The organism is Streptomyces sp. NPDC127068, assembly GCF_042724695.1.
GTDB lineage: Bacteria > Actinomycetota > Actinomycetes > Streptomycetales > Streptomycetaceae > Streptomyces.
The window spans coordinates 47,178-63,007 of the sequence record NZ_JBHXEN010000016.1 but is presented as its reverse complement, the minus strand read 5'-3'; the positions used below and the strand labels follow the sequence as shown (position 1 = coordinate 63,007).

13 protein-coding genes are annotated in these 15,830 nt (G+C 69.1%); 4 read left to right on the top strand and 9 right to left on the bottom strand.

Features of this window, described 5'->3' with window-relative positions:
- Positions 1 to 576: 576 nt before the first annotated feature.
- Positions 577 to 1,428 carry a hypothetical protein gene (locus ACFWIA_RS12645; protein WP_387003140.1) on the bottom strand — a complete coding sequence of 284 codons (852 nt, stop codon included), beginning with the start codon at positions 1,426 to 1,428 and terminating at the stop codon, positions 577 to 579.
- A 161-nt stretch (positions 1,429 to 1,589) separates the two neighbouring features.
- Here ACFWIA_RS12645 and ACFWIA_RS12640 point away from each other — a divergent pair, with 161 nt between their 5' ends.
- From ACFWIA_RS12640 to ACFWIA_RS12625, 4 genes are all read left to right on the top strand, one after another.
- Positions 1,590 to 1,910 carry a pyridoxal-dependent decarboxylase gene (locus ACFWIA_RS12640; protein WP_387003245.1) on the top strand — a complete coding sequence of 107 codons (321 nt, stop codon included), beginning with the start codon at positions 1,590 to 1,592 and terminating at the stop codon, positions 1,908 to 1,910.
- On the top strand, positions 1,907 to 2,194 hold the full coding sequence (locus tag ACFWIA_RS12635) for a hypothetical protein (protein ID WP_387003138.1): 288 nt from the start codon (positions 1,907 to 1,909) through the stop codon (positions 2,192 to 2,194). The genes ACFWIA_RS12640 and ACFWIA_RS12635 overlap by 4 nt, the downstream gene beginning before the upstream one ends.
- A 292-nt stretch (positions 2,195 to 2,486) precedes the next feature.
- Positions 2,487 to 3,095 (top strand): ABC transporter ATP-binding protein, encoded by a 609-nt coding sequence (locus ACFWIA_RS12630; RefSeq protein ID WP_387003136.1) that lies wholly within the window; start codon positions 2,487 to 2,489, stop codon positions 3,093 to 3,095.
- A complete protein-coding gene (locus ACFWIA_RS12625; protein WP_387003134.1) occupies positions 3,092 to 3,988 on the top strand; it encodes an ABC transporter permease in 897 nt (298 codons plus the stop codon). The genes ACFWIA_RS12630 and ACFWIA_RS12625 overlap by 4 nt, the downstream gene beginning before the upstream one ends.
- A 252-nt stretch (positions 3,989 to 4,240) precedes the next feature.
- Here the strand turns inward: ACFWIA_RS12625 and ACFWIA_RS12620 are convergent, their stop codons facing one another.
- From ACFWIA_RS12620 to ACFWIA_RS12585, 8 genes are all read right to left on the bottom strand, one after another.
- The gene (locus ACFWIA_RS12620) at positions 4,241 to 5,155 is read right to left on the bottom strand and encodes an alpha/beta hydrolase (protein WP_387003133.1); all 915 of its coding nucleotides are present in this window, start codon (positions 5,153 to 5,155) and stop codon (positions 4,241 to 4,243) included.
- Between the two features lie 973 nt (positions 5,156 to 6,128).
- On the bottom strand, positions 6,129 to 6,650 hold the full coding sequence (locus tag ACFWIA_RS12615) for a type II toxin-antitoxin system RatA family toxin (RefSeq protein WP_387003131.1): 522 nt from the start codon (positions 6,648 to 6,650) through the stop codon (positions 6,129 to 6,131).
- Positions 6,637 to 7,944 carry an aspartate aminotransferase family protein gene (locus ACFWIA_RS12610; RefSeq protein ID WP_387003129.1) on the bottom strand — a complete coding sequence of 436 codons (1,308 nt, stop codon included), beginning with the start codon at positions 7,942 to 7,944 and terminating at the stop codon, positions 6,637 to 6,639. Before ACFWIA_RS12610 ends, ACFWIA_RS12615 begins: the two co-directional genes overlap by 14 nt.
- Before the next feature lie 5 nt (positions 7,945 to 7,949).
- A complete protein-coding gene (locus tag ACFWIA_RS12605; RefSeq protein ID WP_387003128.1) occupies positions 7,950 to 9,086 on the bottom strand; it encodes an acyl-CoA dehydrogenase in 1,137 nt (378 codons plus the stop codon).
- On the bottom strand, positions 9,070 to 10,731 hold the full coding sequence (locus tag ACFWIA_RS12600) for an aldehyde dehydrogenase family protein (protein ID WP_387003127.1): 1,662 nt from the start codon (positions 10,729 to 10,731) through the stop codon (positions 9,070 to 9,072). Before ACFWIA_RS12600 ends, ACFWIA_RS12605 begins: the two co-directional genes overlap by 17 nt.
- 127 nt (positions 10,732 to 10,858) lie before the next feature.
- Positions 10,859 to 11,767, bottom strand: a complete 909-nt coding sequence (locus ACFWIA_RS12595; protein WP_387003126.1) for a diiron oxygenase — start codon at positions 11,765 to 11,767, stop codon at positions 10,859 to 10,861.
- Between the two features lie 558 nt (positions 11,768 to 12,325).
- Positions 12,326 to 13,282, bottom strand: a complete 957-nt coding sequence (locus tag ACFWIA_RS12590) for an alpha/beta fold hydrolase (protein ID WP_387003125.1) — start codon at positions 13,280 to 13,282, stop codon at positions 12,326 to 12,328.
- 1,006 nt (positions 13,283 to 14,288) lie between these two features.
- The gene (locus ACFWIA_RS12585) at positions 14,289 to 15,155 is read right to left on the bottom strand and encodes a hypothetical protein (protein ID WP_387003123.1); all 867 of its coding nucleotides are present in this window, start codon (positions 15,153 to 15,155) and stop codon (positions 14,289 to 14,291) included.
- Positions 15,156 to 15,830: the final 675 nt, after the last annotated feature.

Sequence of the window (15,830 nt, the reverse complement as noted above, 5' to 3'; positions counted from 1 at the left end):
CTACCGCATCAGGTGAACCGTCGTCGTCGAACGGTCTCGGCACAACCGCGGGCGTTGCAATTCCGGCTCGCGGAAGGGCTGGGATGGGTCCGGGAGACCGGAACCGAGGTTCTGATCGGTGGGTCCGGCTTCCGCGCGGCGGTCTAGCTCGCCTACACGGCCGGCCCGGGCGACGTCGCGGCCGTCAGTGCTGAGGCCCGGACGGTCAGGGGCAGCGGCTCATCACCCGGTGGCCGGACCGCGAAGCGGGCCGTTCAAGAGCGACGGGAGCACGCTCCGTCGCTGTGGGGCCGGACAGGCCCCCGCCCGGTCTGGGAAGACCCGCGATCGCGTGGGACGGACAGGCTACCCAGTCCGCCGTCTGGCCCCTGGGACACGAGGCCCCCGGGACGGTGACCGCGTGAGTACCGAGCTCAGCGCTCGGGCCCTGGGCGCGGCCCGTGAGGCGGCGGAGGAAGCCGAACCAATCACCGCTACGGACGCCAACCAGGCAACTGCCCGGCCTTCCGTCGACCCGCAGACGTTCTCCGCTGCCACACGCGGCTCCTTGAGCCGACCACGTAGGACGCGGTCTCGCTAGTCCGGTCGCGGAGCGAGGAGGCGCTGGCGTGCGTGCGCGAGCTTGGCCAGAGTGGCGAGTGAGTCGGAGGTCCCCCCGAGGAGTGAAGGGCCGTGGCCGACGAAGCGGTCGCATACGCCGATGTGGGATTGATACACATCGCGCACCGCGTCGCGCAGGAGGTCGCAGGTGATGCGCACCGGGACGGTCGGAGCGGTGATGGCCTCTCCCCAGCGCCCCAGCTCCTGAACCAGGACGCGGTGATCGGCCGACCACAGGCCGCTGAAGCCTTCTGCCGGGTGCACGGGGGGTGCCATCGCGGGGCGGACGGCGCGATGGTAGGCATCCCGGGAGAACGCGGCGGTCAGGCGCAGCGCAGCCGCGCTGGCATGCAGGAAGGCGATGGCGCTGTCACTCCCCTCTATCGTGGCCACGGGATCCTCCGGTCTCGTGATCGCGTGCTTCAAGGCGACGACGGTGGCTTGGGTCAGAGCGAAGAAGAGGCGGTGCCCGTGGATCCACTTCTCCCAGGCGCTTGCTCCGCCATGCGAGGCCGGAGCGCGTGGTGGGGGAGAGGGGCGCCCCGCCCTGCGTAGCGCCACGGTGAGCCGAGCCCGGTCCTCGGCGTCGGCGAGCGGGCTCATGATGCCCACGGTCCGGCTCAGGGCAGTGGCGAGCAGGCCGGCAGCGGGGAGGCGATTGCAGCGGACGATGCCGAAGAAGGCGTCAAAGTCTTGCTCGTGCGGGTCGGGCAGGGGGTGGTGCGGTGCGTCTGGGTCGGACGGGCGCGCCGGTACCGCTTCGCGGAGCGCGCGAAGGTCTGACGGCAGGTCTTCGGGGGGCGCGAGACACAGGGGAGAGATGTCCATACAGCTCACCCAATAGGTCAAAGAATGTATTTTCATCTAGAATCACCATATGGGCGACTTCGCGGCGAGGGTCTCCCTGGCAGTGGGGCATCTGGTCTCGCACTGGGCCCGCCTCGCATCCGCCTCTCTGTCGGTAGTGCCCACGCGTCCCCTGGACCACCATCGCAGCCCTGCCTCCAGCCGCCCCCGAACAGGGCGAGTCCCTGAACCGCATCGTGGACGAGACATGGGCCACGATCGTGCCGGGGCTGGTGCCCTGGCAGCATCCCGCGTTCCTTGGCCACTACCCGGCCGCGAATTCTCCAGCCTCGGCCTTGGTCGAACTGGTCACCGCAGGGCTGGGTGTGCAGAGCGTGATGTGGTCCACCTCGCCAGCCACCACCGAGCCTGAGCAGGTGGTCGTGCGCTGGCTGGCCAAGAGCCTTGGCCTGCCGCATCGTTTTCTTCCACAATGGAGGCACCGGCCACGGTGGAGGTGGTGACCCAGGACTCCACCTCCTCCGCCGTGCAGGTCACACTCTCCGCCGCCGTTCAACGCGCCTCGCACGGCAACTGGCCTAACGGCCACTACCGTGTCTTCTGCACCCACCAGGCCAACTCCTGCGTGCTGAAATCCATCCGCGTCGCGGGCCTGGGCGCACCTACCGTCGTTGACACCACTTCCGGCACAGCACGGATGGACCCCGGCGCGCTCGCCGCTCGCGATGTGCTGTGGGTAACCGACCACAGGGCGTTGACCCAGGCGATGGGCCCGGTGCGACGCTGACGCCCGAATGCTCCTGCCCGCTGAGCAGTTCCACCTGCTGTCGACGCCCGCATTCTCCGCCGTTGAATCCCGGAGGGGCATCTCACGTGCCTGAAAGCGGATGAGTATCCGAAACAGTGAGATCACTAGAACAAGCAAACGCGCGCGTTCCTTTCGGGAGGGTCGAACTAAATCACCTGATCGGATGAAACTAAGCTCCTGTCGAGTGAGGGTCGTGTCCTCGACCGCCGTGGTGCGTTATGTGAGAGCTGGTGCTGCCCAACAGCCCACCACGACAGGAGGAATCCCGTTGATGGAGGTCAGCGATGTACACCACGCCTACCGAAAACGACAAGTGCTGCGTGGTGTGGACCTGGAGCTACGGAAAGGACTCGTGGCCGGGATAGTCGGTGAGAACGGCGCGGGGAAGACCACTCTTCTGAGCATCCTTTCCGGCGAGCTCCGCCCAGACCGGGGGCGGGTGCGCCACAGCGGCGAACTCGGCTACTGCCCTCAGGCAGCCGTCCTCAACAACTCCCTCACCGTCAATCAGCACATCGACTTCTTCAAGACCGCGCGGTGTCTGCCGGATCTGCGGCGCGCTGGGGAAATCATGGAGCTACTCCAGTTCCGCGAGTACGCCGAAGAGCGTGTCGGCGTACTGAGCGGCGGAACCCGGCAGAAACTGAACCTCACCCTGGCCCTCATGCACGACCCGCAGATCCTGCTACTGGACGAGCCCTACCAGGGCTTCGACTGGGAAACCTACCAACGGTTCTGGGAGCTGGCCACGCGGCTGCGCGAAGGCGGCCGTTCGGTCCTGGTCGTCTCCCACCTCGCCTACGACGCCGAGCGGCTTGACCTCCTGTGGCGACTGGACGGGGGGCGCCTGTGCGCTCAGACCACGGGGCGAACGGAATGAGCCGCCATCCGGTCCGCCGTCACTGGACCTGCTTCACCACCGCTACCCGTTACGCGCTGATCGAGCATCTGCGCAACCGGTTCGCCACGGTACTCGTCGCCCTGTTCGTTCCCGTGTGGACCGTCATGGGGTTCCTGTCGGTGCCGGACGCCCTGGTCCGCTTCCGGCTCCGGGCGACCGGTGAGACGCTCACCCCGGGAGGCAATCAGCTCACCGAGATCACCGGTGTCCTCAACTCCGTCGCACTGATCATCGGGTTCATGATGTTCGCGGCCACCTTCACTGGCAGCCACTTCGACCGGCGCCTCGTCCTGTCCGGATATCCCCGTGTCCACCTGGTCCTCGCCAAGGTCACGGCCCTCACCGTGGCGTCCGTGGTCGTCGCGGCCTATGCCACCGGGCTCACCTGCGTCTTCCGTGTCCCCGACCAACCGCTGACCTTCGCGGCGGCGCTGTTCTGCGCCGGTCTGACCTATGGCGCCCTCGGTGTCGCCCTCGGCTCACTTCTGCACCGCGAGGTCGAAGGCATGTTCGCCATCGCCATGATCAGCATCATCGACCTTGTGCTGCAGAACCCGCTCTACAGCAGCAGTTCGAGTAGTTCCGCCATGAGGTATCTGCCTTCCTACGGCAGCATGCAGGCTGCCACTGGTGCGGGCTTCTCCACCACGGCCTCGCTGAACCGGTACCTCGCCATCCAACTCCTCTGGTTCACCGTAGCCGCGTGCGTCGGCTTCGTCGCCTTCCAGCTCCGCACCCGCAGCTCTCTGACCAGGTCCGGTCCGCGGCGCCTCGTTCCCAAGAGACCCGCACGGTCCTCAACGCGCACGACCACCCCAGGTCCCCGCTCCGACGTTGCGACCCGGGGCCGCCGTCATGGAGAGCGACCATAGACGAACGCGGCCTCCGAACGGCTCGCCCGGGTCCGCCCCGTGGCCGCGCCGGTGGAAACACCCCAGATCCTCCACCGGACTGACGGGGCGGGACCTGCTCGGTGGCACGACGCGAACCAGTCTGCTGATCTGTGGGGAGTCGCGCCCTACAGCCTGGGAAACGCTGAGAGAGGTCACCGTCACCCGCTACACCCAACCCCCGCGTTCCGACGGTTCCGCGCCCGGCATCGTCGAGGCCGACGACCTCGGCACCTATGTCGTCAGGTGCTCGTTGAAGAACAGCGCAGCTTCGGCGACGGCCCGGCCGACGTACTCGGGGACGTCGTAGAAACTCATGTGCGTGCCGCCCTCGACGATCCGGAGTCGCTTGGGGGCGCGGGCACGGCCGTGCAACTCGGTGGACATCCACAGCGATCCGGCCTCGCTTCCGGCGACGATGAGGATCGGCTGGGTGAGAAGCGCCTCGACCAGATGGAAGGCGTCGAAGGTGAGGATGCGCGTGATGCTCTTGGTGTGGAGGAACTTGTTCTTGGCGTTGGGGTGCTGGGCGCGCAGGGTGAGGTAGTACTCACCGGCCTCGACCAGATCGGGTGGGGTCCGCTCGTCAGGCTCGTCCGGGACGTAGGGGAGGTAGGTGGGTTCGACGCTCCGGGACGCTTCTGCGGTGCGCTGCCGGGCGACGGCCTCCAGCATGGGGACGACGTCGGTGTCGGGGCCGGTGCCGTACCAGCCGCGACGGAAGGTGGTGCCGATGTTGACGGCGCTGACGGTCGTGAGGGCCTTGATACGGCAATCCGTCATCGCGGCACTGACGCTGTATCCGGCGCCGGCACAGATACCGAGGGTGCCGATGCGCTCGGGGTCGACGAAGTCCAGGCTCTGCATGTAGTCGACGGCGCCGCGGACGTCGTCCACGCGGGCGTAGGGGTCTTCCAAGTGACGGGGCTCGCCTCCGCTGTCGCCTTGGTAGGAGGCGTCGAAGGCGAGAGCCACGAAGCCTTGCTCGGCGAGCTTGCTCGCGTACAGGCCGGCGACCTGCTCCTTCACACCGCCGCCGGGGTGGACGACGACGACCGCCGCGTGCCGGTTGCTCGTATCCACGCCCTCGGGCAGGTAGAGGTTGCCCGCCATGGTGATCTGGCCGTTGGGGAAGGTGATCGATTTCATCGTGGTGCTCCTGCTGTCTCGTGTTGATGGGTGCAGTCGTCACTGGATGCGCAGGTGGATGAAGTCGTTCCTGACACGGGCTGGCTCGGCGTCCAGGGACCCGAGGGCACCGAACTGGGGCACCGGTGGAACACGGTGGGGAATCTTCGCGGCCGAGACTGGGGGAAGACCTTGACGGTCTTGGCGAGTGCCGCGTCGTCAAGCAGCGCTGCGACGGCATGTTTGTCGAGAACTTCACGCTTGATACCCCTTTTGAATCTATCGCCCTGCTTGATGCCCAGGTGTGAGCTCTTCTACCCGGCGTTCGGTCAGCTGGGGCGCACTGTCGCGTATGGCGCGCCGATATGCCGTACGAGCCTTCATCGCCGCAGAGGCCCACGGCGACAGGCTCACGGCCGCACCGCGCTCGCTGCGTACATCGCCGACGAAGCGCTCCCCAGGATGGGCCTCACCGATGAGCCCGCTTCCCGCTCCGCCGTCCTGGCCTGATGTGCCCAACTCGCCCACGCACTGGCCGGACGACCAGGAACGCCGAACATCACGCTCCGGTCAACGCCCGGGGAGACGGCTCCAGCCGCCGTGCGGTCCTGTCCGCTGGCCCTACGCGCCCTCACCCACTCCGTGCTCGACGACGAATGCCTTGCGCGGACCAGCGCCTTGTCGCTGTCAACGAAGGCCATGACCAGAGCTCCGGCAGTAATCGACTGTTCACCAACGATCTGCGGGCCGCCGGGCGGACCCCCTACCGGCAAGCCCGGGTCCTGAGGGCCCCGGGCCGACACCGGGACGCCGCCATCGGCTACGCACACCCGGTCGAGACACACACCGGGTTCGTCGGACGGACGCCGCCGGCGCGCGCGGCATCGCCTGCCACCCCATCCTGTGGCATGTCTCCGGCGACCGTCTCGGCCCCTGTCCCACCGGTACTCCGCGCCGGCACCGCGACACCCTGCTGGTCAACCCGCAGACCCGGTCAACCAGCGGGCGTCGACTGCGAGGGAGCAGTGTCCGCGCACCGCGTGTGGACGACGGCACCGGTGGCCGGATCGTCCAGGACCGTCGCGTCGCCGAGCAGACGGACGACGATGACGCCGACAGCCTCCGTGAGGACCCGTGCCGCGAGCGGCTCCAGGATTCCGGCGAGGCTGGGTATCCCGAAGTCGAACGCCGCCTCGAACGCCACCTCACAGCCGTTGTCACCGGCGGGGTCGACCCGCCACGAACCGTGGAACACCTCGAAGTCCCCTTCCGTCTGTTCGAAGACGATCTGTCGCCGTCCAGCGTCCAGCCTGTCGATCTCGGTCCAGCGCAACGGCCCGTTGCGAAAGTGGATCTCCCATTCGCTGGTGGACTCCGCTTCGTGGTCGCCCGGACGGACACGGACGGAACGGATCTCCTCGACGAGGTCCGGGTAGCGCCCGAAGTCGGTGATCCGCCGGTAGGCGGTGCCGGGGTCAGTACGGTGGGAACGCAGGGCCAGTTCAACGCTTCGCATGGCTGCCTTCCTGGTACGAGGGATGGTGTGCGGCGACTTGCCGGGACGCCTTGTCGAAGCGTTCCAGGAGGAAGTCGACGTCCTGTTCGCTCATCGTGGCGGGTGGGCTGAGCCGTACTACGGAGTCGGAGCCGAGACAGAGGTTCGTCACCACGTCGTTGCCGACGAGCGCGATGAACAGGTCCGCCGCCAAGGCGGGGTCGGTGAACTCGACACCGATGAGCAGTCCTGCCCCGCGGACTTCGTGAGCGTGGTGCGCGAGACGCTCGCGGGCGATCCCGGTGAGCCCGGCGGTAACGAGGGCGCCCAGGTGCGCCGCCCGTGCGACCAGGCCCTCGTCCCGGATGGTCGTGATGGAGCCGCACACGGCGGCCATGGTGATGGGCGCGGCGGAGAAGGTCGACGTGTGCAGGAAGGGGTCACGGTCGAGGGGGGCGTACACCTCGTGGGTGGCGACGGCCGCCGAGACGGGGATCACCGCTCCCCCCAAGGACTTGCCGGTCAACAGGATGTCGGGGCACACCCCCTCGGGGTCGACACCCCACCAGGTGCCGAGACGGCCGAGTCCGGTCTGGATCTCGTCGACGACGAGGAGCGCGCCGTGGTGGGAGCACGTCCGCCGCACGGCGCCGAGGTAGCCGGGCGGGGGTATGACCACACCGGCCTCTCCCTGCACCGGCTCCACGATGACGCACGCCTCGCCCGGCCGCCGGGCCAGGGCGGCGGAGAGGGCGGGCACATCACCATACGGGACGTGGGTGACGTCCGGTAGCAGGGGACGGAACGGGGCCCGGAGGGTCTCCCGTTCCGTGATCGACAGGGCACCCAGGGTCTTGCCGTGGTATCCGCCGGTCATGGCCACCAGATGCCGTCGGCCGTTGAGGCGCGCGAGTTTGATGGCGGTCTCCACGGCCTCGGCGCCCGAACCGCAGAAGTGCACGCGATCGAGCGCGGGCGGCGTCACGGAGGCCAGCAGTGCGGCAGCGCGCGCGGCCACGGGATCGAGGAACACCCTGGAGCCGACGGGGTGACGGTGCAGTTGCCGTTCAACCTCGCGCACGACACCGGGGTGGCGCGCTCCAGTGATGAACACGCCGTAGCCGCCCGCGTTGAGGTACCGGTGACCGTCGCTCGTGGTGATCCACGCTCCCGAGGACTCCACTTCCACCTGGCCTCCGACCATTTCGGCGAGGAGCGCGCGTCCCGAACTCATGGTGCGCCGGTAGGCGGCGGCCACCCACGCGCCGTCGGGCACGGGGGACCCGGCCGTCCGGCTGTTCTCGTCGCCGGCCATGGCGATCAGGCCAGACGCAGTGCGTCGCCGCGGAAGGCGGACACGAGCGCGGCACTGGTGGCCGCCCGGGAAGGGGGGTGGAAGTTGACGCAATGGCAGGCGGAGGCGAGGTAGGCGACCTCCGGGGACCTGATGTAAGCCATCCCGCCTAGTGCCTCCACCGCGTGGCGGGCCGCGTCGCCGATTGCCTCCTGAGCGCCGTAGCGGGCGACCATGGCCCGGGTCAGGGCCGCGTTGTCGTACGTGTCGGTCATGATCAGATGAGCGATGCCATCGACGAGTTGGGCGGCGGTCTCGATCTTGATGCCCAGGTCCGCCACGAGGGAGTGGCCCGCTCGCGGGCTGGCGAACACCTTCTCCACGAGGGCGCTGGCCATGCCCAGGTAGCAGGCGGTGATCAGCATCTCGAACCAGATGAAGCCGATGGTCTGCAAGGCGTCGGTTTCCCCGTCGCGTGGGGGCGATACCGGTACCAGAAGGTGTTCCTCCACGAAGACGTCGGTGAGGCGGACCTCGTCGCTCTGCGCACCGGCGAGGACGGAGCTGTTCCAGAACGGGTGCACGGACAGACCGGGGGTTCCGGCAGGGAGCAGCATCAGCACGTTCTCCTGACGGCCGTCCTCGCCCTCGACCGCGATGCTCGCGGACAGCAGGTCCATGGAGCGGGACATGCTGCAGGGGCGCTTGGAGCCGTTGACGAGGACGCCTCCGTCCACCGGGGTGCCGCTGGCGGTGGGGGCCAGGACGCTCTGGCCCGGGTTGCCTTCGGCGAATCCTGACGCGACCAGCAGGTTCTGCTCGGCGATCCCTTCCAGCAGAGCCCACTCCAGGCCACTGGAGCGCAGGCTCTCGGCGAGGGCGAAGACGGTGGCGACGGAGAAGTGGTGCATGGTGGACGCCACCGCCAGCGACGGAGCCGCGGCTCCGATCGCCCTGGCCGTCCGCACGGCCTCCAGAGCGCTCGCGCCGCGGCCCCCGTGGTGGGCCGGAATAACCAGTCCCGGGCCTCCGGCCGCGCGGAACAGGTCGAGACCGGGGCTCTCGGGCTTCTCCAGTTCGGCCAAGGGCACCTCGGACAGCCGTGACAGCAGGCCGGGCAGATGGGTCTCGCAGACCGCGCGAGCGTCATCGAGGGAGTGCACGGACGTTCTCCTTCTCTTCTGCCATGACGGTGGACGGACGGGTGGCGAGCGGTGTGCCGTGGCCTCCCGCGATAGAGACGCCTTGAAGATGGGTGGTCCGCAGGACGGGGTAGTTGGCTTCGCCGAAGACCCCGCCGGTCAACCCGGTGCCGCCGTGTGTCGGGAGCGGTGCAGCGAAGGCGATATGGGAGTCGTTGACCTTGAGCAGCCCACCGGCGGAGGTATGGGCGAGGAAGCGTGTCGTGACCCCCTCGTCGCGTGTCCACAGGGAGTTGCGCAGCCCGTAGTCGTTGGAGTTCACGAAGGCGAGGCAGGCGTCGAGGAGGGCCGAATCATCGTCCGGCTCGGGAACGACGACCGGCAGCAGCGGGAAGAAGGTCTCCTCCCTAACCGCGCGTACCGTGTGGGCCCGTGCCAGTCCGTCAACGCGCACCACCGTGGGCTGGAGGAACATGCCGTTGTCGTCCCGTGCGCCGTCGAGACCCATGGCGTGACCGCCGGTCACCACGACCGCACCTTTGGCCAGGGCATCGTTGAGGACGTCGTGGAACGCGTCCGGCCGCAGGACCGGGGAGAGCAGGACACCCTCCTGGTGCGGATACCCGGGGAGCAGCCGCTGGGCGCGGTCGGCGATGCGCTCGATCAGGGCGTCTGCCACGTGTGGATGGACGACCGCCTGGTTGGGCACCATGCACAACTGGCCGGATGCGTGGAAGCTCTCCGACAGCGCGTCGGCCGCCGCGTCCAGGTCGGCGTCCTTCCAGACCAGTACCACGTCGTTTCCGGCCAGTTCGAGGATAGGCTTCTTCCCCGCCTCCACACAGCGGCGTTCGACCCGGAGCCCCTGGGGCACGCCTCCGAAGAACATGATGTCGTCGACGAGCGGACTGTCGATCCACGCGTCCAGTACCGGCGAGGGCTGGGCGCACACGACGTTGAGCACCCCGGGGGGCGCGCCCACGTCTGCGAGGACGGGCGCGATGATGTGCCGGAGCGTGTAGGTGACGCAGTAGGGCGCGGTACGGGGCGCGCGGACGACGACCGCGTTGCCCCCGGCAACGCACAGCACGCCCAGGAGCGCGCTGGCCAGCGGGGCGTTGGCGGGCGGCGCGACGCAGACGACGCCGTCGGGCTGCCTGCGCACGATGTTGCGGCGGCCGTCGATGGTGAACTCGCGGTACATCTGATCGCGTAGGAACGCCACCGACTCCGGTCGCAGGGTCTCGCGGATCCCCCCTACCTCCCAACGGGCTAGCTCGCACGGGTGCCCTTCGGAGACCAGAAGCCCCACCAACTCGTCCGCGTGCTCGTCCACGGCCTCGCGCAGCCGCCGCAGGCAAACGTCGAACCGTACACTCAGCGGTGCGGCGCGCCAGCTCTGCGCGGCTGCCGCCGCCGCCCGTGTCGCCTCCTCGATGACGGCCCCGTCCGCGAGTGCTACCCGTCCCACCAGTGTTCCTTCGGGAACGTCGACCGGGGAGAGACGGCCCGACTCCAGGCGTCTCTTGAGGGTGAGACTCGCGAACGCGTCGTCCAACAGGGCTTGGGGATGGAGGGCGTAGATCCACCGGTCGCCCCGGATCTCCTTCCCACCCACGAAGTTGCCCAGCGAGGTGAAGGGATGAACCCGCATCTGTGCTGACAAGGTGACTCCTCGGGACTCGGTGGCCGTGACGCGGAGCGCGGCCCTTGATCGCCCCGTCTTCCGGACGGGGCCGCCGATCGCGAAGCAAGTGGAGCAGTATGGCTTTCCGCGGGGGTGTTCCTGGCGGCTAGGGCACCAGGCGAGCGCGCCGCCAGATCCGGGCGGAATCAGGGTGAATCAGATCGAGCTCCTGGAAGACGGCTATCGCCTTGTGGGACCAGTGGACACGGGCGCGGTGCCACGCCGGGTTGGTCCGCGTCGCGGACCGGGCCGACCGGGCCGGCAGACCGGTGAGCGTGTACACCCGGGGGTGCACGAGTTCGCGGGTGTAGAGGACCGCGCTGATGGCCAATGACCGCCCCAGCAGCCGGCGTGCGGCCCGGGACATCCTGGCGCAGCGGCGTTCCAGCTCTTCGCGGGCGAAACTGATGTGGCGGGCTTCCTCGATGACGTGGATGCGGGCCACCTGGCGGGCCAGTGGCTCGATCGTCTCGTCGTGGAGCATCTCCCGCTGCATGGTGTCGACGAACTCCTCGACGAAGAGAGTCGACGCGAAGAGCGCCGTGGACCCGAGGAAGGGCAGCACCCGTCCGAGGTGGCGTGGCAGGGCCCGGACCCCGGAGTCGGTGTAGCCGAGCTTGCGCATGTGCCGGGCGAACATGATGGAGTGGCGGCACTCGTCGGCCACCTCGGTGAGGGCGAATTGGGCGTGGCTGGACTGCGAACCCTCGTCGTACACCCCGCGCACTAGACCCTGTATGAGGATCAGTTCGGCCCACGTCCCCGCGGCCAGGGTGCTGCACCACTGGTAGGACGCGAATCTGGCGCGTTGGCGCTGGTCCATGCGCTCCCACAAGGGTGTGCCGTACAGGCAGACGCGGTGTTCGGGGAGGGCGAGTCGCTCTGGATCGACGGGTGCGTCCCAGTCGATCTCGACGAGCGGATCGTGCATGTGCTTGGACGCGAGAGTGAGCAGACGCTCCGCCAGTTCCTCGCGTCCGAGCGAGGGCGGATTCCGGGGTGCGGTGTCATCCAACGGTGGTCCTCTCATACCCCGATGCCGCGCGGGGGGCGGAGAGCGGTGCGCGGCGGGGCCGTCTGCGTTGCCACGACACGGTCCATCCGATCGCCAGCCGATCGGACGGGATGCGGCTGGGGCCATACCGGCCGGGACGCAGAGGCCATCACCTCTGGCCGCTGGGCCGGAGCGACCACAGCGTGATCAGTATTCACGGCAATCCGCTTGAGGGCATCCCGGGGCGAACGGAGGGCAAGCGGACCCTGCCACCGCCTGACGCGTCCGTGAACGCGCGCCATCCACGACGGGGACGGGCAGTGCCCGGACCGGGGCGGGCGGCCCCGGAGAACCAGTGGCCCCGTGCCGCGCGTGCGGGCCCGGAACGGTGCCGACGGACTTGGTAGGGAAGGGCCGTGCCATCGTTCGACGTCCGGCCGGTACGCCACCTGAACGGCGCACGATCGAGGCGATCGAGGGGGAGACGAGCTCGGAGTTCCGTCGCCGAAGGAGTCCGTGTTGCCTAGACCCTGGACGCGGCTGCGAGGACTGGCGGCCACCGTCAACACGGCGTGTTCGTCATCGCCGGTCGCCTTGCGGTGGTGTGGCCAGGCGGACCAGCCATGCGTCGATGACGTGTGCCGTGGTCCCCGCGTACTCGTTCATCAGGGAGAAATGATCCCCCTCGGTCCGTCCCCGGTCACAGGCGAGAGGCCACATCGCTCGTACGCCCGCGGAAGGCTCGGCGGCGGCGACGAAGAAGGTCGGAACCGCCAGTGGCCGAGGGGACCAGTCGTTGAAGAGGTCGAGGTGGCGGGACATGGCGGTGAGGGTCGACAGACCGGCGGAGCCGGCCTCCGCGCCGCGATGGGCGAGGCGCAGCAGAACGGCCAGCGCCTGAGGTGTCACCTGGTCGGGCACACCGCTGTCGATCAGTACCACTCCGGTGGGACGCTCTGGGGAAGCGACGAGGCGCCGGGCGGTCTCGTAGGCGAGCCAGCCGCCCCCCGAGTGCCCCAGCAGGACGTAGGGGCGACCTTGCGCGGATCGCCGCACGGCACGGGCCAGGACTGCGACGAGAGCGTCCCGGGAGGCAGGCAGTGACTCACCGGCCCGGTACCCGGGCAAGCGGCAGGCCATCACGTCACGCGGCGCGAGACACGCGCTGAGGCTGGCGTACTGGCTGGGACTTCCCGCGATGACGGGAGAGGGGAGACAGAAGAGGAAGGGCGCTGAGGGGCCTTCCGCCAAGGTGACGCAGTCGACGCCGGCCGACCACGCCCGGCCCGTGTCGTAGGAAGGACGGCGGGCGGCCGCCGTCCGCAGCAGATTCATGGCGTCCGCTACGCGACCATCCGCGCACAGCCGCTGGAACAGGTCGGCGAGTGCGGCGTCGGCGTCCTTCGCGGTCCCCCCGGTCGGCGTGGCAGGTGCCTTCGCATCGGGGGAGTGGGCCCCGACGTCGGGGATCCCGTAGCCGCGGGCCGCCCGCCGCTGCTCTTCCCGGCCGGTACGTCCGCCGGGTCCGGCGGTCATCTGGACCCGCCTGCCGGGCCGTCCTGGGGAGTCGTCTTCCCGGGTCGCCTGCCCACCGCTCTTCCGATGACGAGGGTTTCACACTCGCCACCATGGGCGGGAAAGGCTGTGTCGTCACTCATGAGGGTCTCGCAGAGGTGATGCCTTTGACACGTCAGGTCGAGGGAAGCGTGCGCATGCGCGATGGGGGAATATTGCATGATTCGCGGCAGACCGGGCGACAATGGCCCACACCGGGTATCATCCCTCACCCGGTCCACAACCGTGAACCGCCGAACCCTCGCTCGTTCCACGGTCACCTGGTGGGGCGTGACTGTCAACCGGTCCGCGTCGACGGCGACGTCCGAACACGTGCGAGCTCTGGACCGGACGAGTGCCCAAAGCTGACCAAGACGATGCTCGGTCCGGATGCGCGAGCGGTTCACGAGGGCCCCCGCGAGTGGCCCAGGACAGCGGGAGGGCGACGGCGCATAGCCGCGCCCTGGTCGGGACCGGTCCCGAAGAGCCGCGTTCCGGGGCGGGCCCCATCCGGTGGAGGCCAGCCGATGACCACCCCGGCCACCGTCCCGCCAACTGTTGGACGCCGCCGGACTTGGGAAAACCGCCCGAGCGACGGACGCGGATGGTCGAGGGGTACCCACCGCACGCTGGTTCCAGCAGCGCTCCCGCGACCGACTGGTCTCGGTCCCGGCCACCGGCGCGTGGAACACCTCGCACTCACCACCGGGCAGACCTTCGGCACGGCCCCCGCTTTCGAGCGGAGGCTCGACGACTGCGAGCCCTACACGACCCGGAGGTGGTGCCAGGTCGTGCGCACCGCCTGGCAGTTGACGAGCCGGGCAGGTGAGACATGATCGGTCACCTGTGCAGCCGGTTCGCGGTGTACTGGAGGCCACCTTCGTCCCGCGCTGAGGACCCCGCGCCAGGTGGCACCGCTCCACCGCGGTCCCCGGGAGCTCTCTGGCCAGGGCGGCGCGTGACGCCGAGGGCTCCGCCGCGACGATGCTCACCCGTCGTTCCTTCCTTCCCCGCGAGGAACGACAGCGGTCTCCGCGCCCCGGCCCGTCGTCCACGCGGGCGCGGTTCCAGGATGGGGAGCGACCGCGCGGGCAACCCAGGACGCGGGACCGACGGGTGCCTTGAGGAGCCAGGCAAGCGCCCCGAGCGCGAGGAGCCCTCCGATGGCCCAGCCCGTCAGATGGATCAGGACGCTGGCGCCCATCGCCCATGCCGCGGAGCCCCCGATCGCGGCGCCGACGAGCGCGCCGACGCACTTCCATCCGGCCCGTCCGCCGCCGGGCGCGTGCCAGTGGGCGCAGACGAGGAGGAGCGCCGAGAGGACGACCACACCCATGCCGATCAAGGTCCACGCGACGTCCGAACCCAACCATGCCTTGAGGATGTGCCAGGAGCTCCGGTTCTCCCAGGCGGCCAGTTCGTCCGGGGTGGCGGAGAGGAAGCGGCGGTATCCGGTGCCGTCCCAGCCGTGGATCAGCAGGAAGAAGAGCCCCGCGTAGGAACCCAGAAGGTGGCCGGTCGCCACCCGCTCGCGCCCCTGTTCCAGTGACCACCGCGTCATCCGGAACCCGACCAGCCCCAGGACGGGGGCGACGATCCCGAACGCTGCCACTGCCCAGCCCGGGAGCGCGTCGGTGGCGTGCATGGTCTCCCAGGAGGGGAAGGCCCAGAGCAGCCACAGTCCGGCCGGGACGAGGCAGAGGGAGAAGTACCCCAACACCGCCGCGGCCTCACTACCGGATACCAGGGCCGTGGACCGGGGGCTGTTCCCCACCCGGGTCCGTGAGGCCGCGGCCGAGGCTAGAGCGAACCCCGAGCCGATGCCGTAGGCCCAGAAGCTGTCGACCTGAACCATTGGAGTCCTCCTGGAGGAAAGAGGAAAGGGGCAGCCCGCGGGTCGGATCATCCGGCCCGCTCCGGGGTACCGGCAAGGCGTCATGGTGCGCCGGCCGGGAAGGCCCCGGGTGTCACGCGGTCAGGGGCTTCCCTATGGGTTTCGACACCTGTGGGGGTGGGTTGGGGGTCGTGGAAGGCGTTGCCGTGGAGCGTTGTGAACAGCACGTTGGCTCGGTGTCCGGCGAGGCAGAGGAGGGCCGGGGCGTGGTGCGCTCCCTGGGCGATCTTCTTGTCTCAGTAGGTCCTGGACGTCGGGTCGACCAGGGCGGCGAACGCGGACAGGAAGAGCACCGTGGGCAGAAGCAGCCGGGTGTGAATCGGCAAGCCTCATACGTCTCGCGTCAGGGCATGGCGCCACACTGCCGTCTACCGTCCGGACGACGACACGAGTGCGATGACGGGTCCGAGAACGACTCGTCACGAGGAAGAGGATAGCCAGCGGTGGATGTCACTACGGATCGCTCGGGAGAGTGAAACGCGCTCCATCAGATGTCTTCGCGCCGTCCACCCGATCGCCATACCGCAGCACCATGAGACTGTCCAACAGCCCTCCCCGCCCGGTGACCGGTGCATGCCCGCAGTGGCCGAACACGGCGGCTGCGGAGTGGCCTCCCTCTGGAACTGGCCAAGGCGA

Excerpts from the sequence above, each read along its gene's own strand:
- ACFWIA_RS12590 (WP_387003125.1), bottom strand. The coding sequence starts at position 13,282 with ATGACCGCCGGACCCGGCGGACGTACCGGCCGGGAAGAGCAGCGGCGG.
- ACFWIA_RS12610 (WP_387003129.1), bottom strand. The coding sequence starts at position 7,944 with ATGGCCGGCGACGAGAACAGCCGGACGGCCGGGTCCCCCGTGCCCGAC.
- ACFWIA_RS12630 (WP_387003136.1), top strand. The coding sequence starts at position 2,487 with ATGGAGGTCAGCGATGTACACCACGCCTACCGAAAACGACAAGTGCTG.
- ACFWIA_RS12645 (WP_387003140.1), bottom strand. The coding sequence starts at position 1,428 with ATGGACATCTCTCCCCTGTGTCTCGCGCCCCCCGAAGACCTGCCGTCA.
- ACFWIA_RS12625 (WP_387003134.1), top strand. The coding sequence starts at position 3,092 with ATGAGCCGCCATCCGGTCCGCCGTCACTGGACCTGCTTCACCACCGCT.
- ACFWIA_RS12615 (WP_387003131.1), bottom strand. The coding sequence starts at position 6,650 with ATGCGAAGCGTTGAACTGGCCCTGCGTTCCCACCGTACTGACCCCGGC.
- ACFWIA_RS12585 (WP_387003123.1), bottom strand. The coding sequence starts at position 15,155 with ATGGTTCAGGTCGACAGCTTCTGGGCCTACGGCATCGGCTCGGGGTTC.
- ACFWIA_RS12620 (WP_387003133.1), bottom strand. The coding sequence starts at position 5,155 with ATGAAATCGATCACCTTCCCCAACGGCCAGATCACCATGGCGGGCAAC.